Consider the following 25,152-nt stretch of genomic DNA (forward strand, 5'->3'; position numbering starts at 1 on the left):
AATCGCGCGCCGCCGGACCGTCCGGGCCGAACGCCCTGCTCAGGCCCCCTGCCGGTCGGACTCGGCGGCGGCCCGCAGGAACGCGTTGTAGCGGGCCAACTCGTCCTCCTCGCCGCTGGCGTCGGCCCGGTCGGCGGCCCGGTCGAGGCGGGCCTGCTCGCGTTGATCGGCGCGGATCCACTGCCGGACCAGGACGATCATGACGACGGCCGCGGGCAGTTCACCGAAGGCCCAGGCGATGCCGGCGCCGAGCTTCTGGTCGGCCAGCAGCGTCGACGCCCAGGTCGGGTGCACGGCGGTGTACCAGTCGGGGGCGATCACCGCGGTGGTCTGCATCAGGATCAGCCCGAAGAAGCCGTGCGCCATCATCGCCGCGAAGTGGATGATCACCAGCAACGCCGGGTCGAGCCGGGGTCGCCCGGGGTCCACCCCGATGAGCACCCAGAACAGCAGGTAACCGGCGACGACGAAGTGGGTCAGCATCGCCAGGTGACCGAGGTGCGAGCGCATCAGCGTGCCGAGCAAATCGCTGAAGTACAACCCGAACAGGCTGCCGACGTAGATTCCGAGGGCGACCAGCGGGTGGGTCAGAAGTTTCGTGAGCCGGCTGTGCAAAAGGATCAGCAGCCACTCCCGGGCGCCCCGCACGTCCGGGTCGGCCGGGCGGCGCAGGGCGCGCAGGGCGAGGGTGATCGGCGCCCCGCCGACCAGCAGGATCGGCACCAGCATGGACAGCACCATGTGCTGCGCCATGTGCGCGCTGAACAGCACGTAGGCGTAGCGGGCGACGCCCAGGTCGGTGGTGGCGGCCAGCACCAGCAGGCCGGCCAGCCAGCTCACCGTCCGGGCCACCGGCCATTGGTGCCCGGCCCGGCGCAGTCGACGTACGCCGGCCAGGTAGCCGGCGACGCCGACCACGGTGAGGGTCAGGAAGTACATGTCCGGCAGCGGCTGGCCGAGCAGGTGCGCGGCGCTGGGCGCGGCGGGCATCGGGAAGCCGAGCAGTTCGGTGAGCGGGTCCACGTCGACCGGGTCGGCCGGCACCGGCGTGGGACTGCGGGACAGCGCCACGGCCAGTCCCGCGGTGGCCGCGAAGACGATCAGCTCGCCGGCGGCCAGCCGGGTGAACGCCCGCCGCGCGCCGGCGCGCAGGGCCGGCAGCGTGCGGGACCGGTGGGCCGCCCCCAGCACCCCGAGGACCAGCAGGGCGACGAACTTGCCGAAGATCAGTACGCCGTACCGGGAGCGCCACAGTTCGTCGGCGGTGCCGAGCCGCACGGCGGCGTTGGCCAGGCCGCTGACCGCGACGGCGACGAAGCAGCCGAGCGCGAGACGGCTGTACCGGGCGGCGGCGTCGGCGAGCGGCCCGCGGCGGACCAGCAGCAGGCCGATCAGCGCGCCGACCCAGACGGCGACGCCGAGGACGTGCAGGGCCAGACTGGTCACCGCGATCTGGTGGTTGCCCGCCCCGGCCGCGTGCCCGGTGAACGCCGGCGGCAGCACCGCCGCCAGGGCCAGCGCCGCCACCGTCGCGGCGAGCCCCCGGGACACTCCGACCCGGGACAGCACCGCCACCACCACCGCGAGCGCCGCCTGCAGCAGCAGCGCCTGGCCCTGCGCGATCGACAGGGCGAAGCTCGCGACGGCCGCCGGCGACAGCCCGGACACCGACGCCCCGAGCACGTCGGACACGGTCAGCACGAGCAGCGCCAGCGCCGCCACCGCCCAGCCCGCGGCCAGCCCGGTGGTCCGGCGCAGCAGCAGGTAGCCGTACGGGGAGACGCTCGGGCCGTCGCCGGGCAGCAGGAACGCCGCCGTCACCGCCAGGCCGACGGTCGCCGTGGCCAACCCGTCGGACAACAGCCGGACGACCGGCAGCGCCCAGGTGGTGAGCGGACCGGGGGAGGGCAGGCCGGGGATCGCGGCGGCGACGGCGCCGCCGACCCGCAGGGCGACCAGCAGGCTCGCCGCGGCCGCGACGACGGCCAGCACCGGGACCAACCAGCCGAACCCGGGCCCACGCGCGCCGCCCGGCCCGGTCCGGCCCGTCGACCCCGAGCCGGTGACCGGGATACGCCCGGCGGGCGACCCGTCCCGCCCCGGTCGTCGGCCGGATTCCGTCTCGAGCACCTGACTACCTTGCTTTCTGCGCGTCTGTCCCGGTGGCCTCTCCCGACCGAGTCTGCACGGTCCGCCCGGGCGCGTCCCGCCGGGGCCCCGCGAACGTGGCCCCGGCCGCACCGACGACCCCGGCCCGTACCGGCGTCCGCACGGCCGGTCCGGCCGCCCGGTCGTGCGGACGTCGGGTCCGCGCCGTACGGCGCCGGCTCAGGCGGGCGGCTTCCGGCGGCGGAACAGCAGACCCACCGCCCCGGCCGCGATCAGCACCGGCATCCCGGCCGCGACGAGCAGCCAGACTTCGGGCCCGTCGTCCGAATCCGCCGCGGCGGCCGGGGTGGAGCTCGCCGGCCCGGCCCCGGTGGTGACGCTCGGCGACCCGGCCTCGGCGGCGGTGGTCGGCGCGGCGCCGGTCGTCCTCGGCGCGGCGGCCGCACCCGGCGCGGCAACGGTGAACGGGTACGACCCCTGCACCGGATGCCCGTCCTTCGACACCACCCGGTACGCCACCGTGTACGTGCCGTTGGTCAGCGCCCGGTTCAGCCCGATCGTGGCCTTCCCGCCGGTCACCACCGGGGCGCCGGTCGGGACCGGCCGACGGTCACCGTCGGTGATCCGGACGGTGGTGAAGGCCGGGTCGAGCGACTCCATGAACTCCAGCGTGACGGTGGCCGGCGGGGCGGTCAGCGTGGCGTCCCGGGCCGGGTCGGCCGAGCGGAGCGCGTTGTGCGCCTCGGCCGGCCCGGCGACCAGCGGCACGACCAGCAGCGCGGCCAGCGCCGCACCGGCCAGCCGGACGAGGGATGGACGGAAGGAACGAAAGGACGCAGGCATGAGGTGACGGTTCCGATCGGTACGAGGTTATCCGAGCAATTGTTGCCCCACCCAGCCGCCGGGCGGGCAGCCGGGTGGAACGCTGGTGTGGACCAGAAAAATAACGTCTGCGTGGTTGGTCGCTCGGTCGTCGCCGGAAGTTCCGGTGACTCAGGCCGCGCGGCGGTCGTCCACCCGCGCGTACGGCTGCGGGGGCACCAGGCGCGGCCGGACGGGCTGCTCGGGCTCGTCGAACCGGACCCGCCACCGCGACCGGTCGGACCGGGGCCGCCGCGCCGGTGGCCCGTCCGGGCGCAGGCCCGGCCGGGACAGCAGCACGGTGATCAGGTAGCCGCCGACCAGGAAGCCGTGGCTGACCAGCCGGGACACCGGGACCTGCGCGGCGATCAGGTCGTTCACCGACAGCAGCACCAGCATCGCCACGAACGCGCTGAGCATCGGCAGCAGCCCGGTCGGCGGGGTGCGACGCAGCGCGACGAAGAGGAACCCGGCACCCACGGCCACGTTCCACGCCGCGGACTCGTGCCAGAGGTGCTGACCGGTCGCGTGCGCGTGGAGCCCGGTGTCCTGGCCGATCTGGGTCAGGCCGAGAACCAGTTGCACCGCGCCGAGCAGGCCCAGCGCCGCGCGCAGGGCGGTCACCAGGCGCCGCCGCGCGACCCCGATCGGCCGCCACCGCCACCACGGGCGCCGAGCCGGCGGTGGCGCCGCGGCCAGGATCGCGTCGGTCAGGTCCGGCAACGCTCCGACCACCTGGGTACGCACCCGCCGGGTGACCGCCGCGGCGGCGTCCAGCCAGGTCCGGCAGCCGCCGCAGGTGTCCAGATGTGCCTGGGCCGCGTCCCGTTCGGCCGGGCTCTCCTCACCGTCCAACTGGGCGGACAGGATCTCCCGCCACTGCTCACACCGCATGTACTGGTAGTCGCTCATCGCACCGACCTGGTTCCCGAGGTCACCGGATGTGGTCCTGATCGCCCCGCCGGCGGCTCACCCGGCACGGTCCGACCGGTGCCGGCCCGCTCCGCCGACCGCCACCACGAGATCCTGCCGCGCCCGGGCCACCCGGGACCGGATCGTGCCGACCGGGCAGCCGCACACCCGGGCCGCCTCCTCGTACGACAGGCCCAGCACCTGGGTGGCGACGAAGGCCTCCCGCCGGTCGGGCGCCAACTGCCGCAGCAGTTGGTCCAACACCACCTGCTCGTCGAACCGCCCGCCCGGCGCGGCGGGGTGCTGGTCGTCCTCCAGCGGACCGGTCCGGGGCCGGGACCGGGCGGCGCGCAACTGGTCGGCGGCGACCCGACGGGCGATGCCGAGCAGCCAGGTCCGGGCCGACGAACGCCCGGCGAACCGGGGCAGACCGCGCAACGCGCGCAGGTACGTCTCCTGGACCAGATCGTCGATGTCCGGCCCGCCGAGCAGGTGGCGCAGGAACCGCCAGGTGTCCTGCTGGGTGGCCCGGACGAAGGCGGTGGTGGCCGTCGCGTCGCCCCGGCCGGCGGCCAGCGCCCACGCGGTGACCTGCTCGTCGTCCTCGGCTGACGGCACCAGGACCTCCCGATCGCCTCGTCTGTCGTCCGGTGGCCTCGGACCGCCCGGCCGGATTCGTCACCGTATACGGGTCACCGACCCGAGGAGTTCAACGCGCCGGGCCCGGGGTCGGTCGCGGCGGGCCGGTCGGGCAGTGCCAGGCTGGTGCCGTGCATGGATTCTCCGCCGAACCGCCCGCCGACGAGGTCCTGGACAACCCGGCCCGGACGGCGTTGAGCGGCCCGCACCACCACTTCGCCGAGACCGCCGGCCGGGCGTCGCGCTACCAGCCGGACGTCGCGCCGTTCGCCGCCGTGGCCGACCCGGACCGGCCCGCCTGGGCCGACCTCGCCGCGCTGCTCGGCCCGGGCGGCACGGCCGTCCTGATCGGCACCCCACCGCCCCCGCCCGGCTGGACGACCGTGGGCCGCATCGACGGGGTGCAGATGGTCGACGTCGCGATGGACGCCGGCGCCGATCCCGAGGCGGTGCCGTTGACCGCCGCCGACGTGCCGGAGATGCTCGACCTGGTCGAGCGCACCAAGCCCGGGCCGTTCCGGCCCCGTACCGTCGAACTCGGCGGCTACCTCGGCATCCGCCGCGGTGGTGCGCTGGTCGCGATGGCCGGCGAACGGCTCCGCCCGCCCGGCTGGGCGGAGATCAGTGCCGTCTGCACCGCCCCCGAGGCGCGCGGGCAGGGCCTGGCCGGTCGGCTGGTCCGGGCCGTCGCGGCCGGCATCCGGGCCCGCGGCGAGCGCCCGTGCCTGCATGCCGCCGCCGACAACACCAACGCCCTCCGGCTGTACGAGGCGCTCGGCTTCAAGCTGCGCCGCCGGACCGACTTCCGGCTGGTCCGGTTCGACGAGCCGCCGCCGCCACCGGAGTGTTGAGCCGCCGGGGCGTCGTGCCGTACGAGCCCCGGCACGCCGGGTCGACGGGGAGCCGCGCCGGTGTCCGGTGCGGCGCGGTTGACCCGGCGACGATCTGCGGCCAGGGTGATCAAGATGCGTAGCGTGCAGGCCCTCGGCTTCAGCCGTGGGATAGCGCATCCGAGCAGTAGATAGCTTGATGCTTTATAGTGTCAGCGTGCCGGTTGCCCTGCGGTCGAACAGCAATGTGGTGTTCCAGTGCGCGTACCACGTGGTGTGGTGTCCGAAGTATCGGCGCAGGGTTCTCGATGGCGGTGTCGAGGACCGGCTCAAGCAGCTCGTCCGCGAAGTGGTCGAGGAGAAAGGAGCGTGGCTGGTGGCTCTGGAGGTCATGCCCGACCACGTTCACCTGCTGGTGGAGGTTGATCCCCAGTACGGTGTGCACCGGTTGGTCAAGGCCGTCAAGGGCCGCACGTCTCGGATTCTGCGTGAGGAGTTCCCGACGCTCAAGTCCCGTCTGCCTACGCTGTGGACCAATTCGTACTTCGTTGCTACGACGGGTGGTTCTCCGGTGGCTGCTGTGGAGAGGTACGTCGAGCAGCAGAAGCAGCGGTAGATGCTGACCGGTCGCCGTTACCTGCTTGCCTTCACTCCTGATCAGGCTGCCTATGCCGGTCGGGTTGGCGCGGCGTGTCGGTCGGTGTGGAACACCGCTTTGGAGCAGCGTCGTGAGTATCGGCGCCGGGGCGGGTTCATTTCCTATGTCGAGCAGGCTCGGCAGGTGGCCGAGGCGAAGAAGGATCCCGACTGCGGGTGGCTGGCGGAGGCGCCGTCGCACACCTTGCAGCAGACTCTGCGGGATCTGGATCGGGCGTGCCGGGAGCACGGCACGTGGCGGGTGCGGTGGCGGTCTCGGGCGCGGACCGCTTCGTCGTTTCGGTTCCCGGACCGCAACCACATCGCGGTACGGCGGCTCAATCGCCGGTGGGGTGAGGTGCGGTTGCCGAAGTTCGGGCCGGTGCGGTTTCGCTGGACCCGTCCACTGGGCGGGACGATTCGCAATGCCACCGTCTTGCGTGACGGCGGACGTTGGTACATCTCGTTCTGCGTCGAGGACGGCGTGACCGAGGCTGTCCCGAACGGGAAACCGCCGGTCGGCGTGGACCGGGGCGTCGCGGTCGCGGTCGCCACCTCCGACGGCGACATGATGGACCGGGATTTCGTCACCCCGGGCGAGGCGAAGCGGGTCAAGCGGTTGCAGCAGCGCCTGGCTCGGTCGTTGCGGACCCATGGCCGTAACCGGCGGTCCGGACGTCGGGACGCGACCCGTGCTCAGCTCGGCCGGCTCAACGCCCGCGTCCGGGCGCGGCGGGCCGACTTCGCCGCGCAGAGCGCCGTACGGCTGGTGCGCGGACACGGTCTGGTCGCCGTGGAGAACCTGCGGGTGCGGAACATGACGGCCAGCGCGAGGGGCACCGTCGAGCGGCCCGGCCGGAACGTGCGGCAGAAGGCCGGCCTCAACCGGGCAATCCTGGCCAAGGGGTGGGGCGGGTTCCTGCTCAAGTTGGAACATGCGGCGCGGTATCACGGCGCGACCGTGGTCAAGGTCAACCCCGCGTTCACGTCGCAGACCTGCAACGCCTGCAAGCATGTCGCCCGGGAGTCCCGCGAGAGCCAAGCGGTCTTCCGGTGCACAGCATGCGGGCATCAGGACAACGCCGACGTGAACGCCGCGAAGAACATTCTGGCCGCCGGACTGGCGGTCACCGGGCGTGGAGACCTCGCCAATGGGCGGTCTGCGAAGCGCCAACCACCCAAACGGCTGGCGGCGTGAACACGCCCCAGCCACGGGAATCCCCCGGCTCCAGCCGTGGGAAGGAGGTCAACCGATGAGCGCCGACCAGACCCGGGACGGGGTGTCGCTGACCAACCTCGACCAGCCGCTGTTCGAGGGCGCCGGGGCCACCAAGCGGGACCTGGTCGACTACCTCGACGCGGTCCGCGACCGGTTGCTGCCGCAACTGCGCGACCGGCCGCTGTCGGTGATCCGGGTGCTGCGCGGCCAGCCGCCGTTCATGCAGAAGAACCTGCCCGGGTACACGCCGGACTGGGTCCGGCGCACCCGGGTCTGGGCCGAGGCGTCACACCGGGAGATCTCCTACGCCCTCTGCGACGACCGCCGGACGCTGCTCTGGTTCGCCAACCAACGGGCGGTGGAGTACCACCCGACGTTGAGTGTGGCCGACCGGCCGCACCACCCGACCCACCTGGTGCTCGACCTCGACCCGCCGGAGGGCGCCGCGTTCGACGCGGTGGTCCGGGTGGCCGCCCTGGTCCGGCGGGCACTCGACGACGCCGGGCTGGCCGGCGCGGTGAAGACCTCCGGTGCCAAGGGAGTGCACGTCTTCGTACCGGTGGACGAGTCGGCGTCCGTCGAGGACCTGGCCGCGGCCACCCGGGCGCTCGCCGCGCGGGCCGAACGCCTCGACCCGTCGATCGCCACCACCGCCTTCATCCGTTCCGACCGGGGTGACCGGGTGTTCGTCGACTCGACCCGGGCCGGCGGGGCGACCGTGGTCGCCGCCTACAGCCCGCGACTGCGACCCGGCGTCCCGGTGTCCTTTCCGGTCGGGTGGGACGACCTGGACCGGGTGACGCCGGCCGACTTCACCCTGCGTACGGTGCCGGACCTGGTCGCCGACCGGGACCCCTGGGCCGAGTCGGCACCGGCCCCGCAGACCGTGCCGGCCGACCTGATCGCCGAGGGGCACACCATCCCGGTCGCCCGGGTGCAGGCCATGCACGAGGGCAAACGCCGCGCCCGGGCCCGCCGCGCCGAAGGGTGACCACCGGCCCCACCTTGCCTCTCCGTCATGCGCTAACTACCATCGGTGACTGACCGAGGCGGGGCTGGCAGCGCTGCCATCACGCACACAACCGCGCTGAACAGCGAATTCAGCTCACAGGGCGGCTCACGTCATCCGGCAGGCGAGCGAGGCGGCCGATGACCGTGGGTAGTCCATCGTGGAGGGATCGCGTGCGAGCCGACGACGAGCGCCGGTCGTACCGGTGGGTGATTCTCGACGACCTGCGGGCGTCGCTGGTGGTGTTCCTGGTGGCGTTGCCGCTGTGCGTGGGTATCGCGGTGGCCTCCGGGGTCCCGGCCGAGCTGGGCATCGTCACCGGGATCGTGGGCGGCATCGTGGCCGGTGCCATGCCCGGCAGCAGCATGCAGGTCAGCGGGCCGGCCGCCGGCCTCACCGTGCTGGTGGCCGAGGCGGTGCACGCGTACGGCCTCGCCGCGCTCGGGGTGATCACCCTCGGCGTCGGGGTGGTGCAGATCGTGCTGGGCCTGCTGCGCCTCGGCCGGTGGTTCCGGGCCATCTCGCCGTCCGTGGTCCGCGGCATGCTCGCCGGCATCGGCCTGGTGCTCGTTCTCGGTCAGCTCTACCCGCTGCTCGGTGCGACGGCGCCGGCCAGTACGCCGGGCAAGGTCGGCGGGCTGCCCGGCGCCCTCGCGGCGGTCGCCTCGACGCCGAGCGCCGCGACGTCGGCCGCGGTGGGCGTGGCCACCCTCGCCCTGCTGGTCTGCTGGGAGTGGACCCTGCCGCGGCTGCGTACGGTGCCCGGTCCGCTGGTCGCGGTGGCGCTCGCCGCGGTGGCGGCCTGGACGTTCCGGCTGCCGGTCGCCACGGTCGAGGTGGGCGCGCTGTTCGACGCCCTGATCATCCCCGACCGGGCGGCCCTGGTCCGGTTGGCGGACGTGGCACTGCTCGGCACGACGCTCACCATCGCCGTCATCGCCACCGCCGAGAGCCTGTTCAGTGCCGCCGCGGTGGACCGGATGCACGACGGTCCGGGCACCCGTTACAACGCCGAACTGGTCGCGCAGGGCGCCGGCAACCTGTCCGCCGGTGCGCTGGGCGCGCCGCCGATGACGGCGGTCATCGTGCGCAGTTCGGCCAACGTACGGGCGGGCGGGCGTACCCGGCTCTCGCCGGTGCTGCACGGCGTCTGGCTGCTGGTGTTCGCGGCGTCGCTGCCCGACCTGCTCGGCGTCATCCCGATCCCGGCCCTCGCGGCGCTGCTGGTGCACGCCGGGTGGAAGCTGCTCGACCCGGCCGGGCTGGTCCGGGCGCTGCGGGCGGACCGGGCCGAGGGGGCGATCGCGCTGGTCACCGCCGTGCTGATCGGCGCGCTGGACCTGCTCACCGGGGTGCTCGCCGGCTTCGCGCTGGCGGTGGTCCGGACCGCCTGGTGGCTGTCCCACGTGGAGGTGCACTGGACCCGGACGGACGACGACGACATCCTCGTCCGGATCACCGGCAACGCCACCTTCCTGCGGCTGCCGCAGGTGTTGGCGAAGCTGGACCGGGTGCCGCCGGGTGCCCGGCTGCGGATGGACCTGTCCGGCCTGCGTCACCTCGACGAGGCGGCCCGCGGCGCGCTGGACGCCTGGGCGGCCGACCGGCGCCGCACCCACGGTGCGGTGCTCACCCTGGCTCCGCCCGCGCCGGACCCCGCGCCGGCCTGACCGGTGGTCTCCCTCCTCGACGGTTGACAACGTCGGTAGGTCATTCTCATACTGAGTCATACTCAAATTGAGGAGGACTGGGGATGTCGCCGGAGGAACGGTTTCTGCGGGAGTACGACCCGGGCGCCTACCCGCGGGTCGCCGTGACCGTCGACGTCGTGGCGCTGACCATCCGCGACGGGGAGCTGCACCTGCTGCTCATCCAGCGCGCCGAACCGCCGTACCAGGGGTTCTGGGCGCTGCCGGGCGGCTTCGTCCGCCCCGACGAGGACCTTGCCGCGGCCGCTCGCCGGGAGTTCGCCGAGGAGACCGGTCTCGGTGGCGAGCGGCTGCGGCGGGTGCACCTGGAACAGCTCGCCAGCTACGGCACGCCGGACCGGGACCCGCGGCTGCGGGTCGTCTCGGTCGCCCACCTGGCCTTCGCGCCGGACCTGCCCGAACCCGCCGCCGGCAGCGACGCCGGCGACGCGCGGTGGCTCGCCGTCTCCGCGCTGCCCGGCCGGCAACTCGCCTTCGACCACGAGCGGATCGTGGCCGACGGACTGGAACGCGCCCGGTCCAAGCTGGAGTACACCCCGCTGGCCACCCGCTTCGTCGGCGACGAGTTCACCATCGCCGAGCTGCGCGGCGTGTACGAGACCGTCTGGGGCCACCCGCTGCACGCCGGCAACTTCCACCGCAAGGTGCTGTCCGTGCCCGGCCTGGTGGAGAGCACCGGGCAGACCACCGAACGCGGCGGCGCCAAGGGCGGCCCGCGCGCCCGGCTCTACCGGGCCGGCGACGCCCGCCTGCTGCACCCCGCGCTGTTGCGCCCGGCCCGGGAGGAGACGGCCCGGTGAGACTCGACGACGCGATCGGGCTGGTCGGCCGCGCCGGCACCGACGACGAACTGTTCGGCCGGGTCGACCCGCGCCGCCGCTACCGGCAACTCGCCGGGCTGCTGCACCCCGACCGCACCACCGGGGCCGACGCCGCGCGGCGCGACGCCGCCACCGCCGCGTTCATCACCCTGACCGACCGCTGGCGCTCGCGCGGCGCCGGCACCGTCGGCGGGTACGCCCTGCGCGTCCCCGCCCACGTCGGTGACCTCGCCGACCTGTACGACGTGGGCGCCGACCGGCTGCTCAAACTGCCCCGTGACCCGGCCAACAACGACCTGATGCGACGGGAACGCGACGCCCTGCGCCGGATCGAGCGCGACGGCGACCCGCGATACCTGCCGTACCTGCCCCGGCTGGTCGACTCGTTCCGGCACCGGGCGGACGGTGGTGCGGACGGCCCGGCGGCGGGTGGCCCCGTCCCGGGTGGCCCGGCGGCCGGCGGCGGTGACCGCGCCGGCGCCGAACGTCAGGTGAACGTGCTCGCCACCGCACCGGGGCTGCACAGCCTCGCCGAGGTGATGCGCCGGCACCCGGACGGCCTGGACCCGCGCGACGCGGCCTGGATGTGGCGCCGGTTGCTGGTCGCGCTCGGCCTGGCCCACCGCGCCGGCGTGGTGCACGGCGCGGTGCTGCCCGACCACGTCCTGATCGAGCCGGACGACCACGGTCTCGTCCTGGTCGACTGGTGCTACGCCGCCGTGCACCCCGACGGCACCGTGCCGGCGCTGGTCCCCGCGTACGCGCACTGGTACCCGCCCGAGGTGCCGCAGCGGCGCCCGGTCGGCCCCGGCACGGACCTCGCGATGGCGGCCCGGTGCATGACCGCCCTGATGGCTGACCGCGCACCCCGCGCCCTGTGGGCGTTCGCCACAGGTTGCTCGGCGGCCCGGCTCGCGGCCCGCCCCGACGACGCCTGGCGGCTGCTCGGCGAACTCGACGACCTGCTGGAACGGCTCTACGGGCCGCGCACGTTCCGACCTTTCCACCTCTAGACCCGCCACCCGGGCAGGCCCACCACCCGGGCAGGCCCGCCACCCGAAGGAGGCACCACCATGGGAAGTGGAGTCTGGTCCACCGACGTCTACGACGCCGCCGACCGCTACCGGCGGTCGACCGGCACCAGCGCGTTCGCCTACAGCGACAGCGGGGCGGGCACCGTGCACCGGGCGCTCGACCCGCGCGGCGCCCACCGGGAGAGCCGCGACGGCGCCGAGCACCCCGAGTCGGTGGCCATCGCCGTGCTGTTCGACGTCACCGGCTCGATGCGTGCCGTACCGAAGGTGCTGCAGCGCAAGCTGCCGCAACTGCTCGGCCTGCTGCAACGCAAGGGCTACGCGCGGGATCCGCAGATCCTGTTCGGGGCGATCGGGGACGCCACCTGCGACCGGGTGCCGCTGCAGATCGGCCAGTTCGAGTCGGACAACCGGATGGACGACGACCTCGGCCGGATCGTGCTGGAGGGTGGTGGCGGCGGCCAGTGGACCGAGTCGTACGAGTTGGCGCTGTACTTCATGGCCCGGCACACGTCCCTCGACTGCCACTCGGAGCGGGGCCGTCGGGGTTACCTGTTCATCATCGGCGACGAGATGGCGTACGGGCGGGTCAAGGCCCGCGAGGTGCGCCGGGTCATCGGCGACGACCTGACCGAGGACGTGCCGTTGCGCCGGATCGTCGCCGAGGCCCAGCGGCTGTACGACGTCTACTACCTGCTGCCGGCCGGCACCAGCTACGCGGGCGACGCCACGGTGCTGGACTTCTGGCGCGACCTGCTCGGCCAGAACGCCGTCGAGGTCGACGACCTGGACGCGGTGTGCGAGACGATCGCCCTGACCGTGGGCCTCGGCGAGGGCACCGTCGACCTGGACACCGGGCTGCACGACCTGGCCGAGTTCGGTTCCGCCGCGGCCGGCACGGTGTCCCGGGCGCTGGCCACGGTGGGCACGGCGGGCCGGGCGGTCACCGGTGGACGACTGCCCGCACCCCGCGGCACCGACCGGATCCAGCGGCTGTGACCCACGTACTGGTCGCCGACCTGGGCTTCGGCGACGCCGGCAAGGGCACGATCGTCGACTGGCTCTGCGCCCGGGGGGTCGACGGTCGACCGGTGACGGCGGTGGTGCGGTTCAACGGGGGCGGGCAGGCGGCGCACACCGTCGTCCTGCCCGACGGGCGCACCCACACCTTCGCCCAGTTCGGCGCCGGCACTCTCCGACCCGGGGTACGCACCCACCTGTCCCGGTTCATGGTGGTCGACCCGCTGTCCCTGGCGGCCGAGGCCGACCACCTGGCCGCGCTGGGCGTCACCGACGCGTTCGACCGGCTCACCGTCGACGGCGCGGCGTTGCTGGCCACCCCCTGGCACCGGGCCGCCAACCGGGCCCGGGAGGTCGCCCGTGGTGCCGACCGGCACGGTTCCTGCGGGCACGGCGTCGGCGAGACGATGGCGTACGCGTTGGCCCACCCGGACGACGCGCCCCGGGTGGCCGACTGCCTCGCCCCGGCACGGCTGGGGGAGAAGCTGGCACTGCTGCGCGACCGGCTCGCGGCCGAGCTCGGCCCACCCGGCGCGGTGGGCGTGCCACCGGTGGGCGACTGCGTCGCGGCGTTCGCCGCGTTCGCGGCTCGGGTGACGATCGTCGACGGGGAGCACCTGGCCCGGCTGCTGCGTACCGGGCCGGCGGTCTTCGAGGGGGCGCAGGGCGTGCTGCTCGACGAGTGGCACGGCTTCCACCCGTACACGACGTGGAGCACCACCACCTTCGCCAACGCGGAGACGCTGCTGGCCGAGGCGGACTGCGCCGGGCCGACCGTGCGGCTCGGGGTGCTGCGGGTCTGCACCACCCGGCACGGCGCTGGCCCGCTGGTGACCGAGGACCCGACCCTGCCGCTGACCGACCCGCACAACCCGACCAACCGGTGGCAGGGGCCGTTCCGGTTCGGCCACTTCGACGCGGTCGCCCACCGCTACGCACTGGAGGTGGCCGGCGGCGTCGACGGCATCGCGCTCACCCACCTCGACGCGGCAGCTCCCGACCTGTGGATCTGCCGGCGCTACGACTGGACCGCCCGGCTGCCGGTCGGCCCGCCCGGCGACCTGGACCGGCAGGCCGCCCTCACCCGTCGGTTGGCGAGCACCGTCCCGCACTACGACGAGTCGCCGCCGACGGACCGGGCCGGCGCCGTGGCCGACGCCCTCGGCACTGCGGTGCTGGTCACCTCGCACGGCCCGACGGCCGACGACAAACTGCTCCGATCCGGCGTCCTCGGCCGGAAAGCCCGGCCGGGCGGCCCCGGTCCGGGGATCCGGTCGGGGCGTCTGTCGCCCCGGCGCCCGGTCGGGTGTCCCGGGCCAGGAGCCTCAAGCTCGGCGCCGGGTCGGGTGTTCCCGGCCGGCGGTACCGGGCGGGTTATCACGAGCAGGATCGGAAAAGCCGCCGCCACGCCGGGCACCTAGGGTCGAGGTCGGAACAGGCACAACCAGCAGGGAAAACCCGCCGTGACCAGCACCCGGAAGTCCGCCGAGAGCGGCAGCGCAGCGTTCACCGACGAGGAACGGGCCGCGATGAAGGAGCGCGCCAAGGAGACCAGGGCGACCGCGCGCCGCGGCACGAAGACGGCCGAGGCGGCGGACGACGAGAGCGACGTCCTCGCCAAGATCGCGGAGATGTCGGGGTCGGACCGGGCCATCGCCGAGGGCCTGCACGCCCTCGTCAAGGCCACCGCGCCCGCCCTCACCGCGAAGACCTGGTACGGGATGCCCGGGTACGCCCGGGACGGCAAGATCGTCTGCTTCTTCCAGCCCGCCGCGAAGTTCAAGGCGAGGTACGGGACCCTCGGCTTCAACGACCCGGCCCACCTGGACGACGGTGACCTGTGGCCGACCTCCTTCGCGGTGACGGCGTGGACCGACGAGGTCGAGCGGCGGATCGGTGACCTGGCGCGGCGGGCGGTGGGCTGACGCCCGCTAATCTGCGGGCATGGACCTGGGGCAGGACGGTGAGCGGGTGGCCGCGTCGCTCGCCCACCGACTCGACCGGCTGACGTTCACCGACCTGGTCGCCGACGAGGTGACCGCCCGGCTCATCGCGGCCGTGGTCGACTGGGCGGGCGCCGAGGGGTGGCGGGTCTACCGCCGGGCGGCGAGCGTGCTGCCGTTACCGCCGCCGCTGTCCGGACGGCAGTCGGTGCTCGACGTCGCCTGCGCCCGGCCGGGCCGCCGGCCCGTCGTGGTCGAGGTCGACCACACCGACCGCCGGCGCACCGTGGACAAGTTGCTGGCCGAGGCCGGGGCCGGACGGATCCCGATCTGGCTGCGCTGGGGCGTACCGGGCTTCACCGCGCCGCCCGCGCCGATCCGGATGGTGACGGTCGAGGTGACCCGCCGCAACGGTCCCGCCGGGCAGGGCCGGCTGTACTCGCGGCGACCGGCGGCGGACCGGCCGGCGCCGGCACACTCCACTGCGGCGGGCGGCCCGGCGGATCCGGTCGTGCTGCCGATTCCCGGCCCCGACGGGCCGGAGCCGCGCTGAGTTCGCGTCACGGCCCGGCGAGAGGGCCGGGACGGGGACGGCCTACTCGAAGCGGAACGGGTCGCCGACCTATTCGAAGCGGGACGGGTCGCCGGCACCCCGGCGCAGGATCTCGGGTTCGCCCTCCGAGAAGTCGATGACCGTGCTGGGCTCGGTGCCGGCCTCACCGGAGTCGATCACCGCGTCGATGGCGTGGTCGAGCCGCTCCTTGATCTCCCAGCCCAGGGTCATCGGCTCCTCGTCCCCGGGCAGCAACAGGGTGCTGGACACCAACGGCTCGCCCAACTCGGCCAGCAGCGCCTGGGCGACCGGGTGCTGCGGGATCCGGACGCCGACGGTCTTCTTCTTCGGATGCTGCAGGCGCCGGGGGACCTCCTTGGTCGCCGGCAGGATGAAGGTGTACGGACCCGGAGTCGCGCCCCGGATCGCCCGGAACGACGCGTTGTTGATCTGAACGAGCTGCCCGAGCTGGGCGAAGTCCCGGCAGACCAGCGTGAAGTGGTGCCGGTCGTCGAGGTGCCGGATGTCCCGGATCCGGTCCAGCCCGTCCCGGTTGCCCAGTACGCAGCCGAGCGCGAAGCAGGAGTCGGTCGGGTAGGCGATCAGGCCGCCGTCGCGGAGCAGGGCGACCGCCTGGCCGATGGTGCGGGCCTGCGGGTTGTCCGGATGCACGTCGAAGTACTTCGCCACGTCCGAAAGCCTAGATCCGTACCCGCGAACCGGCAGCTCGTGGGTGCCTCGCCTCACGTTCCGCGGGGTTGGCTCGTCGGATCACCGAAGACACCACTCGGGGCGAGGAGCATCCCATGCGTAAGACGTTTGCCGGACTGGCGATCCTGCTCGTACTGGTCGTCGTGGCGCAGTTCTACTTCGCCGCGGCCGGCGGGTTCAGCACCGATCCCGACCGGAGCGCCTACCGGCCGCACCACGCGCTCGGGTACGTGATCTTCACCCTGCCGCTGGTGATGGCCGCCGTCGCGGCGCTGGCCCGGTTGCCACGACGGCTCGTCGGGCTGCCGGTCCTGACCGCGGGACTGACCTCCGTCCAGGTGCTGTTGGGATCCCTGGCCCGTGGACTCGGCGACGGGGCCGACAGCAGCACGGCCGGCGAGATCGTCTTCGGCCTGCACGGGATCACCGGTCTGGCCGTGCTGGCACTGGCCGGCCTGATCGCCCGCTTGTCGTGGACGTTGTCGGCGGCGCCCGCCCGCCCGGTGGCAGCGGCGCCCGACCGAAGGCCGGTCCAGCAGGGCCGCTGACCTCCCGGTGTCGATGCCGGTGCGTGGCCGGCACCGGCAGCCGGCCTCGTCGGCGTCGGTGTCGGGGTGCGGCCGGGGCAGGCCGAGGGCCTCGTCGATCCGGCCGAGGACCGGGTCATCGCTGCCGACCGCGCGCAACAGGTCGATGGCGGTGGCCCGGATCTGCCCGATGATCATGACGAGGGGCAGTGGCGGCTGGGACTCGAACAGCTGCGCGGCGATCCGTACCGCCTCCAGCGCCGCGGCGTCGGCCCGCTCGGCGCACTCGGCCGCGTCGTCGTCGGTCAGGCTGTGGACCATGGCCTCACCGGCGGCCCCGACCGCGTCGGCGAGTTCGTTGATAGCCAGCGCCAACTCCGGTGGCGTCTCGGTGTGCAGCCGGGTCAGGTGCACCCCGGCGCGGGCCAGCACCCGGATGTTGCGGGCAGCGTAGTCGAGTTGCCGGGCGGTGGCCTCGACCTCCCGCACCTGGCCGATGTGCCGGCGACGGCGTACCCGCAGTTGCAGCGTCTCGTACCCGTCCGACGGCGGCCCGCAACCATTTCCGCATGTCCGTACCCCATCTTGGTCGCACCGGTTTCGGCACCGGCCGGGTTCACCGGCCGAACCGGTCGTCGCCCGGAGGTACCCCGACCGGCCCGCGCCGTAACGAGGGCCCGCACACGTACCGCGCCAGCCGGACTGGTTGTGCGACGGACCATTGGGTGGGCGCGACGTCGGCCGGCGGGTGGGGCATCATGCGGGGATGAGTCCCGTGAGCCGAGGCCGCAAGCGCAAGAAGTCGAAGCCGTCGCCGCTCCGGCGGGTGGCCGAGCCCGAACTGGTCGTCGTCCCGGACGACTGCGACTGCCCGGTCTGTTCCGGTGCGGAGGAGGTCGACCCGCGGCAGATGGCCGCGGACCTGCTGTCGGCCTTCGAGGGCCTGTCGACGGCCGAGGATCCGCTAGACGCGGAAATCGCGGCCGCGACGGTGCTCTCCGCCGGCCAGACGGCCGGTGACGGCTTCGAGGAAGCGCTGATCGATGGGCTGGCCCCGCAGATGGAGGCGATGGGCGGCGCGGATGCCCTGGTGATGCTGTCGGCGATCGCCGCACTGACCGAGGGACGGACCGCCGCGGCGCTGTCCGCGTCGGCCGACCGGCTCGCCGAGGCGGGCGTCACCCGGCCGGACTGGGCGGCCGAACTGGCCGAGCCGGTGACGGTCGACGGTTGTGTCCGGATCGGCGATTCGCAGGACGCCGCCGACGTGCTGGCGTGCGCCTTTCACCGGGCCGGCCGGTCGCACGCCGTCATGCTGACCGTCGATAACCTCGACTGCGGCGCCGCCAGCGGAATTCTTCTGTTCGAGGTGGAACAGCTGCCCGAGGCGCTCGACACCATGCGCACCGCGGTCGCCGCCGAGGGCCTCACGGTGGTCGAGGAGAAGCTGGACCCGGCGGAGTTCCGGTGGCAGGTCGAGCGGGCCATGGACGCTCGACAGGTGCACGACGACGAAGATCCGTTCCTGGACGACCCGGACGACCTGGATGATGACGACGACGAGGGCATGCCGCCGTACCACCTGCTCGCGCCGCTGCTGCGCGCCCGGATGCGGGCCCTGCCGGTGTCGGACAAGCCCAAGGCGGCACACGGGGACGGTCATGAATCCACGCTCGACTCGCTGACCTCGGTCTTCGGGCAGCCCGACGGGCGGCGGGGCGGACGGGGACCAGTTCCGCGCTCGCGCGGACGGGCCGGTGCGCCACCGGCCACCCTGCCGGCGAAGCGAAAGAAGGCCGACGGACCGGCGCCGATCTACCAGCTCAAGGTGGGCCTCAAGGGATCGCGGCCACCGATCTGGCGGCGGGTCGAGGTCCCCGCGGACATCAATCTCGCCAAGCTGCACCGCGTCATCCAGGTCGCGTTCGGCTGGGAGGACTGCCACCTGCACGTCTTCGAAACCCCGTACGGCAGCTTCGGTGTGGCGAACCGCGACCTCGACCACCAGCCGGAGTCCCGGGTGACGCTGGAGCAGGTGGCCGCCGGGGCGAAGAGCACCATCAGTTACACCTACGACTTCGGGGACGGCTGGGAGCACGACATCCTGGTGGAGAAGGTGCTCGACCGGGACCCGTCGGTGCGTTATCCGCGCTGCACCGGCGGCCGACGCGGCGCCCCGCCGGAGGACTGCGGCGGCATCTGGGGCTACCAGGAACTGATCGAGGTGCTGGCCGACCCGGAGCACCCGGAGCACGAGGAGCGGATGGAGTGGCTGGGGCTGGACACCCCCGCCGACTTCGATCCGGCCCATTTCGACGCCGAGGCGACGACCAAGTCCCTGTCGACCCTGCGCTGACGGCCGCCAAGGGCAATGGGTCACCAGAGCCGTTCCAAGGGGCCGTGTTGGGGGTCCATCAGCGCACTGAAGTGAGCGACGAGCCGTCCGATCACGTCCGGATCGCGCAGCACTGCACCCACCTCCAAGTTCCGCGTCAGCGCGCGGTCAGTGAGATTGGCGCTGCTGATCAGGGCGGTCCGGGTGTCGGCCGTGATGAGCTTCGCGTGCAGAGCCGGCCGGGAGTCGCCGACGCCGGTACGCCGGTCGCCCGGCCAGTGCCAGAATGTCGCCCGTTCGCGAAGCGCCGCGAAGGCCGCAGCGGCACCGGACGGCCCGCGGAGGGCACCGCCGTCGGCGGCCGCACTTTCCAAAACAAGATCAATCCGTACGCCCCGTTCGGCGGCGGCCACGAGTTCGCCGACCACCTCGGCCACGCCGTACGCGGCGAAGCTGACGACAAGCAGTGACTGTCGGGCCGCTCGGATCACCTCGACCACCACCGAACTGGTCAGCCGCACCGAGACGGACGGACTGGTCGGTCCGCTGATCACCAGGTCGGTCCGCTCGGCGGCCGCCCGCTGATGCACTCGTGCGGCGCTGCGCAGGGCCAGCGCGACCGCGACGCCCGGCAGTTCGGGCGCCTCGGTCCGCCAAGCGGTGATCAGCCGGCGGGCCTGAGTGGAGATGGCGTGCCCCGGGCGTGCGTCGATGAGGTCCGCCTCGACCGGATGTCCCGGCCCGGTCGCGGCCAACAGTACGTCGGCCCAGGCGGCGACGTGGTCGGCAGGTAACGCTCCGGCGATACCGGCGAGGATCGTCGCGAAGCCGTCGTGGCTCACGACGAGAAGAATCCGTACCGGCTGTCGGTCAGCGTGTCGACCAACAGGGCCCGGTCGAGATAGTGGTTGCCCCGCTCGCAGGAGGTCTCGGCGGCGAAGAGACAGGCGTGGCAGGCGGCGGCGGAGAGCCGGCCGTGCACGGTCGGATCATGCTCGGCGCAGAGCGGATCGGAGCTGCACAACCGGGCCGATTCAAGGGCGCGCTCGACGAGCGGACCGAGCCGGTCGGAGCGCCCCAGCGAGACCAGACCCCCGAGGGTGCCCTCGCTGTCCGGGGCGGCGGTGTAGAGCAGCACCCCGGCCGTGGGCAGCTCACCCGGGTTCGCGTAGATCCGCTCGCCGATGCCGGCGGCGCTGTAGCCGCACTCCAGGGCGAGTTCCCTGATCAGGACGTGGGCGAAGGTGTGCAGCAGCAGGTAACGCAGTCCGGGCCACTGGCCGGGCAGCAGTTGGCGCTGGCGCCGCCAGAGGCCGTGCCCCTGGAGCAGGAGTTGTTCGCGGCGCTTCACGTCGGGCCGGTGTTCCCATTCAACGATCCGGTCCTCCTCGAAGCGCAGGAAGATGCCCTCTCCCCGCATCTCCGCGCAGGGCGCCCAGGTCGGTTCGCCGATGGACAACGCCGCCCGCCGCCGGTCCGGGGTGTCCAGCACGTCCCACTCGGGGGCGTCGATCCGGGTGAACCCGTACAGGGCGGCGACCTCACGCAGCCGGGGCACCAGAACCACCTGTTTCAACCAATCCCGGTGCTGTTTCGGCACGCGTTCCGGTCGAGTGGTGAAGTCGGGCAGTTCGGTCGCCGTGCCGGTGGTGAACGCCTTCCACTCCGGGGTGCGCAGATCGACCTGGTCCGGCTCGTCGTCCGCGGACGACGACTCGTCGGCCCGCCGCCGGATCGCCTCCCAGACCCGGTCGACCCCGAACGGTTGCAGCTCCGCCCAGCAGGTCTGGGTCGGCATGAGCATCTTCGCGGTCGCCTCCTCCAGCCCGGCGAGCAGGTGCAGCGTCTTCCAGAAGTCGGCGACGATGTGGTCGACCGGGTGCTCGGCGCGGGGCAGGCTGAACACCCGTATCTGCATCGGAAACCAGCTGTTGGTGGCGCCCAGAGCGAGGGTCCGAGTCGACGCGTCGCACGGCTGGTAGGTGCCCGGGTGCGGGTGGCGGCCCCGGCAGGCGGGCAAGTTCTGCTCGGCCTGTACCCCGATGGCGTCCGACATCGGCCGGCTGCTGCCGCACTCGTCGCAGGACACCATGATGTTCACTGTTTCGCCGGTGCTGCCGCGCTCGGAAAGCTTGAGCGAGTGGCCCGCCCCCGGGTCGGCACCCCGATGGGCGAAGTACGACCAGGGGAAGTCGTCGAGGTGCCCGTTGTCGCAGGCCATGACGAAGCGGGCCGGCACCGCCGTGGGTCGGCGGCCGCCGTTGCCGCGGCAGCCGTGTACGTAGCGGTTGCGGTCCGGTGTCATCGACGACATCAGATCGAAGAACCCGGCGTCGGCCGGGGCGAGCCGGTTGCACCGGGTGTCGGAGCAACGTAGCCAGGTGGGGAACAGCGACACCGGCACGCCCACCCGGGCCCACTCGTCGTGCGGGTCGGACGTCTCCGGCAGGTGCGGCGGCAGACGCAGCGCCTGCACCTGAGGACCGAGCCGGGCCTTGACCACCGACAGCAGCCGGTCCTCGTTGATCACCTCGGAGCGGGTGAGGTCCCAATGCTCCAAACCGAGGGTGACCACCGAGAGGCTGGGCAGGTCCGCGACCGCACCCACCCCGTACGTGTGCAGGAGCTGGTTGGGGCGCAGTGCGCCCACCCGCAGCTGGCTTCGTGGGTCGGTCACGGCGTCACCGCCGGGGCCGAGGCGGGGCGCGGGGCGAACGGTGGTGGCTCCTCGTCGGTGAGGCCGCCCTGTTGGAGTTGGAGCTGGATGCCGGGCTCGACGTCGCGTAGGGAGGTGGGGCAGGTGTTCTGTTGCCAACGGCCCTGCTCGGGCCGGTGCAGCAGGCCGGCGACGTCGTCACTGCGGCTCGGCTTGTCGTAGGCCAGCCGGCGGGCGGGCCTCGCGCGTTCCCGCGCCCAGTGGTCCAGGCGGGCCTCCAACTCGGTCTCGACCCGGTAGCGGGTGGCGTTGTCGGCGGCGACCTCGCTGCGCCGTTTCAGGTACCCCACGACGTGGTCGGCGAGCTGGCCGTAGCGGTCGAAGTCCTGGGCCCGCAGGTTGCCGTTGTAGGCGCGTTCGAGGTTGCGGGCCAGCGCCACCAGGACACCGGTGAGGCCCCGGTCGACGGCACGTTCGGCGAACGGGGTCACTGACAGCGCCTCCACGTGCCGGTAGACGTTGGCGTGGAACTGGCCGAACCGCTCGTAGTGCGACAGGTCCCGGGGCCGGGCCCAGTTGTAGACGGTGAATACCAGACCTGGGGCGGCCCGACCGACCCGGCTGGTGGCCTGGATGTACTCGGCGGCGGACTTCGGCTGGTTCGCCACCACCATCACGCCGAGCCGGGACACGTCCACCCCGACCGCGATCATGCTGGTGGCCAGCAGCACGTCGATCGGCCGTGGAGAACCCTTGGCACGACTGCCGCCGAACCGGACGGCGAGCCGGTCCAGCAGCGGGCGGATCGCGTCGGACGGCATCCGGGAGGTGAGCTCCTCCAGGTGCGGGTCGAGTCGTCGGGCCAGCCCGCGCTCGTCGGCGCGGACCAGGCGGGTCGAGACGTCGTCCTCGACCAGCCGACGCATGCCGCCCAGGTCGCGCAGGCTGTTGAAGTAACCGACCAGGGTCATGTACGGGTCGGTGACCGGGTTGCGCCCGTACGTCTCGTGCAGTTTCTGGGCGGCGCCGAGCACCGAGACGTAGACCCGGATCAGGGTGGACTTGATCCGGGTGCCGTGCGCGCAGACGCCGACGTAGCGCCGACCGGGACGCCTGTCGGTGGGACGTTGGCGGGCGAAGAAGCTGTCGTCGGCGTCCAGCCCCTGCGGCGGGAAGACCTCGGTGGCCCGGTGGAACAGCGCGCCGATCTGCTGCTGGGCGCGGCGCACGGTGGCGGTTGAGGCGATCACCTTGGGCCGGGACCAACGGCCCGGCTCCGGCTGCCAACTGGCGAGCTTGTCCACCGCGGCCTCGAACAGGCCGACCAGCGAACCGAGCGGGCCGGAGATCAGGTGCAGCTCGTCCTGGATGATCAGGTCGGGTGGGCGTACCGGTGGGCAGTCGACGGTGCGGGCGGCGGGCACGGCGCCCCTGCGCGGGTGGGTCGGGCTCTCCCAGTCGGTGTTGGCCAGGTCCTCGGAGACGTAGCCGTGCCGCTCGCAGCGGCGCGCGACCCGGCCGAACAGCGCCGCCGTCTCGCCCTTCCAGGGCAGTTGGGCGAACTTGTCCACCGTTGCGATCAGCAGCGCGGGAGGGTGCCGGTAGATCTCCTCGTCCACCAGCAGGACCGGCAGACCCTTCCGGTCGTCCGGCTGGCCGAATCCGCCGACCTCGCTGAACGGGCACTCCACCTCGGGGCAGACCACCAGCGTCCGACGGTGGACGGCGTCCACCGTGATGTCCCGGCCGGCCTCGATCCGGCTCCCGCACCACGGGCAACTGGTGAGCTGGTGCGGCGAGCCCAGCCCCCGGGTCGCCATGCCTCGGCCGCGGCGTTGCTGGTTCACCCAGCTCTGCGCGTCGTCGGTACGGTTGGGGGTAACCCGCCCGCCGACCCAGAGGCCGATCCGGATCGGCTGGCCACCCCAGGTGGCCTCGTCGTCGCGGCGGATCCTTTCGGCCGCGCAGATCAGGGTGGTGGCCCGCTCGAACTGCTGGATGGTCAACAACCGCAGGGTGTAGCGCATCAGCACGCCCAGGCCCGCGTCGGCGGCCAGCCCACCGTACGCGGGTTGCAGCCGGCGGGCCGCGATGGTGAACGCGGTCAGGCCCAGGTACGCCTCGGTCTTGCCGCCACCGGTGGGGAACCAGAGCAGGTCGGCGACCGCCTTCCTGGCGTCGTCGCTGCGCTCCGGGTGCCGGGGGTCGGCCAGGGCGGGCAGGTTGAGCAGCATGAACGCGAGCTGGAACGGCCGCCACCGGTGGTTGACCGGCAGGTCGGCCCCGGCCGTGGCCTCCGTTAGCGTCAGGTCTGGGCGTTCCCGCCGGGCCTCGGCGACCACGCTGTGCACCCGTTGCAGGTACATCGCCCGGTTGGCGAAGCCGAACGCCCGCCGGGCGACCGGATCGGTGGCGAGCAGCTCGATACCGGCGCTGATCCGGTCGGCGGCGGCCCGCGCCTTCTTCAGCGTCTCGCGCACCTGCGCCCGATAGCCGTCGAGCCGACGCTCGGCCGTGCCGGCGTCGGCTTCGTTGCGGTCGATCCACGCCCGGTAGCCGTCGACCAGCGGGCGCAGGGCAGCGGCGAGCGCCTCGACCGGACCGTCCGCCAGCTCGGCCAGCCGCTTCATGTCCAGCACCACCGTGGACAGCTCGGGCAGATCCGGGTCCTGCTCGGCGTCGGGCGCGTCGGTGGCCGGGATCTCGTACTCGGGGACGGTCGCGGTGCGGATCGTGTGGGCGCGCATCGGTTCGCCGGGCGCGGTTTCGGCGCGTACGGCGGTGCCGTGCCCGACGGCGAACTCGGGGTGAAAGCGGTAAGCCATCGCGAGCCGGCGCCGCTCGGCCTGGTCGGCGGCGTCGCCGCCGGTGACCCGCTCGGCCCGGGGTACGAACACCGGCCGGTCGTCGACGCCGGTGGCGGACAACTCCACCTGGAAGATCCACTGAGCGGCGTCCCGCTTCTTCGGGTTGGGCTGACGGTTCTCCAGGAAGAGCGACACGAGCCACTGGCCGTCGTGCCGGCGGGCCCGACCGCGCAGCACGATCCTCGGCTGGGTCCGGTCGACCGGCTCCGGCGTGAGTTGTCCCTCGTGGAGCTGGACCACGACCGTGTCGCCTTGCCGGTGCCGCCGCCAGACCCGCCTGCCGGCGTGTTCCTCCTGCTCGGAGGCGGTGCGCTCGTAGCGGCCCCAGGTGCCGGTCACCCGAAGCGCCGTCGTCGCACCGTCCACAGAGGTGGTGAAACCGAGCGCGGACGGGTGCAGGCTCGGCACGTTCGGCGCGCTGGGCTCGGCGCCGCCTTCGAGGGGATCGGGCACGGCGGCGTCCGACAGCTCGTCCTGGGTGGCCGGATCGACCATCACGTCGTTGGGCGCCAACCGGCCGAGGATGTAGCGGTCAAGGGGGTCCTCGCGGTTGGCGATCTCCTCGTCCGGCCCGCCGAGCGGCCCGAGCAGATCGGCCAGGACCAACCGTTGCAGCTCGTCGCGGATCACCCGCTCATCTGGTACGACGAGCACACCCTCGGAATCCATGCCGGCCACCGTAACGTGTCACTACGACATTCAACTGTCCCGGGCTGCGCCGGGTAGGGTCGTGCAGGATCCGAGCCGGACGAGGCCAGCCT

At 73.2% G+C, this 25,152-nt stretch carries 22 protein-coding genes; 14 read left to right on the forward strand and 8 right to left on the reverse strand.

Features of this window, described 5'->3' with window-relative positions; translation table 11 throughout:
- Nucleotides 1–39: 39 nt before the first annotated feature.
- The 4 genes from ACFOX0_RS22115 to ACFOX0_RS22130 form a co-directional block, all read right to left on the reverse strand.
- Complete coding sequence (locus ACFOX0_RS22115) at nt 40–2,130, reverse strand: cytochrome c oxidase assembly protein (protein ID WP_377549144.1); 2,091 nt, start codon at nt 2,128–2,130, stop codon at nt 40–42.
- A 198-nt stretch (nt 2,131–2,328) separates the two neighbouring features.
- The gene (locus ACFOX0_RS22120) at nt 2,329–2,952 is read right to left on the reverse strand and encodes a copper resistance CopC family protein (protein WP_377549146.1); all 624 of its coding nucleotides are present in this window, start codon (nt 2,950–2,952) and stop codon (nt 2,329–2,331) included.
- A 150-nt stretch (nt 2,953–3,102) separates the two neighbouring features.
- Nucleotides 3,103–3,864: a zf-HC2 domain-containing protein gene (locus tag ACFOX0_RS22125; protein WP_377549376.1), complete on the reverse strand. Its 762-nt coding sequence runs from the start codon at nt 3,862–3,864 to the stop codon at nt 3,103–3,105.
- Between the two features lie 75 nt (nt 3,865–3,939).
- On the reverse strand, nt 3,940–4,500 hold the full coding sequence (locus ACFOX0_RS22130; RefSeq protein WP_377549148.1) for a sigma-70 family RNA polymerase sigma factor: 561 nt from the start codon (nt 4,498–4,500) through the stop codon (nt 3,940–3,942).
- Between the two features lie 152 nt (nt 4,501–4,652).
- On the opposite strand from ACFOX0_RS22130, the gene ACFOX0_RS22135 reads away from it, so the two are divergent.
- The 11 genes from ACFOX0_RS22135 to ACFOX0_RS22185 all read left to right on the forward strand — a co-directional run bounded on the left by ACFOX0_RS22135 (nt 4,653) and on the right by ACFOX0_RS22185 (nt 15,295).
- Nucleotides 4,653–5,372, forward strand: coding sequence for a GNAT family N-acetyltransferase (locus ACFOX0_RS22135; RefSeq protein ID WP_377549150.1), 720 nt, complete (start codon nt 4,653–4,655; stop codon nt 5,370–5,372).
- Between the two features lie 196 nt (nt 5,373–5,568).
- On the forward strand, nt 5,569–5,967 hold the full coding sequence (tnpA, locus tag ACFOX0_RS22140; RefSeq protein WP_377549152.1) for an IS200/IS605 family transposase: 399 nt from the start codon (nt 5,569–5,571) through the stop codon (nt 5,965–5,967).
- Complete coding sequence (locus ACFOX0_RS22145; RefSeq protein ID WP_377549154.1) at nt 5,968–7,185, forward strand: RNA-guided endonuclease InsQ/TnpB family protein; 1,218 nt, start codon at nt 5,968–5,970, stop codon at nt 7,183–7,185.
- A gap of 55 nt (nt 7,186–7,240) precedes the next feature.
- On the forward strand, nt 7,241–8,197 hold the full coding sequence (ligD, locus tag ACFOX0_RS22150) for a non-homologous end-joining DNA ligase (RefSeq protein WP_377549157.1): 957 nt from the start codon (nt 7,241–7,243) through the stop codon (nt 8,195–8,197).
- 191 nt (nt 8,198–8,388) lie between these two features.
- Nucleotides 8,389–9,885: a SulP family inorganic anion transporter gene (locus ACFOX0_RS22155; RefSeq protein ID WP_377549160.1), complete on the forward strand. Its 1,497-nt coding sequence runs from the start codon at nt 8,389–8,391 to the stop codon at nt 9,883–9,885.
- An 83-nt stretch (nt 9,886–9,968) separates the two neighbouring features.
- The gene (locus ACFOX0_RS22160; RefSeq protein ID WP_377549162.1) at nt 9,969–10,724 is read left to right on the forward strand and encodes an NUDIX hydrolase; all 756 of its coding nucleotides are present in this window, start codon (nt 9,969–9,971) and stop codon (nt 10,722–10,724) included.
- Complete coding sequence (locus tag ACFOX0_RS22165) at nt 10,721–11,758, forward strand: serine/threonine protein kinase (protein WP_377549164.1); 1,038 nt, start codon at nt 10,721–10,723, stop codon at nt 11,756–11,758. Before ACFOX0_RS22160 ends, ACFOX0_RS22165 begins: the two co-directional genes overlap by 4 nt.
- A 60-nt stretch (nt 11,759–11,818) precedes the next feature.
- The gene (locus ACFOX0_RS22170; protein WP_377549167.1) at nt 11,819–12,778 is read left to right on the forward strand and encodes a hypothetical protein; all 960 of its coding nucleotides are present in this window, start codon (nt 11,819–11,821) and stop codon (nt 12,776–12,778) included.
- The gene (locus ACFOX0_RS22175; RefSeq protein WP_377549170.1) at nt 12,775–14,220 is read left to right on the forward strand and encodes an adenylosuccinate synthetase; all 1,446 of its coding nucleotides are present in this window, start codon (nt 12,775–12,777) and stop codon (nt 14,218–14,220) included. Before ACFOX0_RS22170 ends, ACFOX0_RS22175 begins: the two co-directional genes overlap by 4 nt.
- A gap of 108 nt (nt 14,221–14,328) precedes the next feature.
- The gene (locus ACFOX0_RS22180; RefSeq protein WP_377549378.1) at nt 14,329–14,724 is read left to right on the forward strand and encodes an iron chaperone; all 396 of its coding nucleotides are present in this window, start codon (nt 14,329–14,331) and stop codon (nt 14,722–14,724) included.
- A 19-nt stretch (nt 14,725–14,743) separates the two neighbouring features.
- Nucleotides 14,744–15,295, forward strand: a complete 552-nt coding sequence (locus ACFOX0_RS22185; protein ID WP_377549172.1) for a hypothetical protein — start codon at nt 14,744–14,746, stop codon at nt 15,293–15,295.
- Between the two features lie 69 nt (nt 15,296–15,364).
- Here the strand turns inward: ACFOX0_RS22185 and ACFOX0_RS22190 are convergent, their stop codons facing one another.
- Entirely contained in the window at nt 15,365–15,985 is a 621-nt protein-coding gene (locus tag ACFOX0_RS22190; protein ID WP_377549175.1) for an L-threonylcarbamoyladenylate synthase, read from the reverse strand.
- 116 nt (nt 15,986–16,101) lie between these two features.
- On the opposite strand from ACFOX0_RS22190, the gene ACFOX0_RS22195 reads away from it, so the two are divergent.
- The 3 genes from ACFOX0_RS22195 to ACFOX0_RS22205 all read left to right on the forward strand — a co-directional run bounded on the left by ACFOX0_RS22195 (nt 16,102) and on the right by ACFOX0_RS22205 (nt 18,889).
- Nucleotides 16,102–16,554 (forward strand): DUF6220 domain-containing protein, encoded by a 453-nt coding sequence (locus ACFOX0_RS22195; RefSeq protein WP_377549178.1) that lies wholly within the window; start codon nt 16,102–16,104, stop codon nt 16,552–16,554.
- Nucleotides 16,555–16,723: 169 nt separating this feature from the next.
- Nucleotides 16,724–16,987: a hypothetical protein gene (locus tag ACFOX0_RS22200; RefSeq protein ID WP_377549181.1), complete on the forward strand. Its 264-nt coding sequence runs from the start codon at nt 16,724–16,726 to the stop codon at nt 16,985–16,987.
- 312 nt (nt 16,988–17,299) lie between these two features.
- Nucleotides 17,300–18,889, forward strand: coding sequence for a plasmid pRiA4b ORF-3 family protein (locus tag ACFOX0_RS22205; protein WP_377549184.1), 1,590 nt, complete (start codon nt 17,300–17,302; stop codon nt 18,887–18,889).
- Between the two features lie 20 nt (nt 18,890–18,909).
- Here the strand turns inward: ACFOX0_RS22205 and drmC are convergent, their stop codons facing one another.
- Genes drmC through drmA form a run of 3 tightly spaced genes read right to left on the reverse strand, consistent with a single transcriptional unit; the run spans nt 18,910 to nt 25,060 of the window.
- Nucleotides 18,910–19,710, reverse strand: a complete 801-nt coding sequence (gene drmC, locus ACFOX0_RS22210; RefSeq protein ID WP_377549186.1) for a DISARM system phospholipase D-like protein DrmC — start codon at nt 19,708–19,710, stop codon at nt 18,910–18,912.
- On the reverse strand, nt 19,707–21,545 hold the full coding sequence (gene drmB, locus ACFOX0_RS22215) for a DrmB family protein (RefSeq protein WP_377549189.1): 1,839 nt from the start codon (nt 21,543–21,545) through the stop codon (nt 19,707–19,709). Before drmB ends, drmC begins: the two co-directional genes overlap by 4 nt.
- The gene (gene drmA, locus ACFOX0_RS22220; RefSeq protein ID WP_377549191.1) at nt 21,542–25,060 is read right to left on the reverse strand and encodes a DISARM system helicase DrmA; all 3,519 of its coding nucleotides are present in this window, start codon (nt 25,058–25,060) and stop codon (nt 21,542–21,544) included. Before drmA ends, drmB begins: the two co-directional genes overlap by 4 nt.
- Nucleotides 25,061–25,152 lie beyond the last annotated feature (92 nt).

The organism is Micromonospora zhanjiangensis (assembly GCF_042650605.1).
Lineage (GTDB): Bacteria > Actinomycetota > Actinomycetes > Mycobacteriales > Micromonosporaceae > Micromonospora_J > Micromonospora_J zhanjiangensis.

Coding starts and splice junctions, on each gene's coding strand:
- drmA (WP_377549191.1), bottom strand. CDS start 25,060: ATGGATTCCGAGGGTGTGCTCGTCGTACCAGATGAGCGGGTGATCCGC.
- ACFOX0_RS22170 (WP_377549167.1), top strand. CDS start 11,819: ATGGGAAGTGGAGTCTGGTCCACCGACGTCTACGACGCCGCCGACCGC.
- ACFOX0_RS22125 (WP_377549376.1), bottom strand. CDS start 3,864: ATGCGGTGTGAGCAGTGGCGGGAGATCCTGTCCGCCCAGTTGGACGGT.
- ACFOX0_RS22195 (WP_377549178.1), top strand. CDS start 16,102: ATGCGTAAGACGTTTGCCGGACTGGCGATCCTGCTCGTACTGGTCGTC.
- ACFOX0_RS22160 (WP_377549162.1), top strand. CDS start 9,969: ATGTCGCCGGAGGAACGGTTTCTGCGGGAGTACGACCCGGGCGCCTAC.
- ACFOX0_RS22200 (WP_377549181.1), top strand. CDS start 16,724: ATGATCATGACGAGGGGCAGTGGCGGCTGGGACTCGAACAGCTGCGCG.
- ACFOX0_RS22205 (WP_377549184.1), top strand. CDS start 17,300: ATGAGTCCCGTGAGCCGAGGCCGCAAGCGCAAGAAGTCGAAGCCGTCG.
- ACFOX0_RS22185 (WP_377549172.1), top strand. CDS start 14,744: ATGGACCTGGGGCAGGACGGTGAGCGGGTGGCCGCGTCGCTCGCCCAC.
- ACFOX0_RS22145 (WP_377549154.1), top strand. CDS start 5,968: ATGCTGACCGGTCGCCGTTACCTGCTTGCCTTCACTCCTGATCAGGCT.
- ligD (WP_377549157.1), top strand. CDS start 7,241: ATGAGCGCCGACCAGACCCGGGACGGGGTGTCGCTGACCAACCTCGAC.
- ACFOX0_RS22120 (WP_377549146.1), bottom strand. CDS start 2,952: ATGCCTGCGTCCTTTCGTTCCTTCCGTCCATCCCTCGTCCGGCTGGCC.
- ACFOX0_RS22180 (WP_377549378.1), top strand. CDS start 14,329: ATGAAGGAGCGCGCCAAGGAGACCAGGGCGACCGCGCGCCGCGGCACG.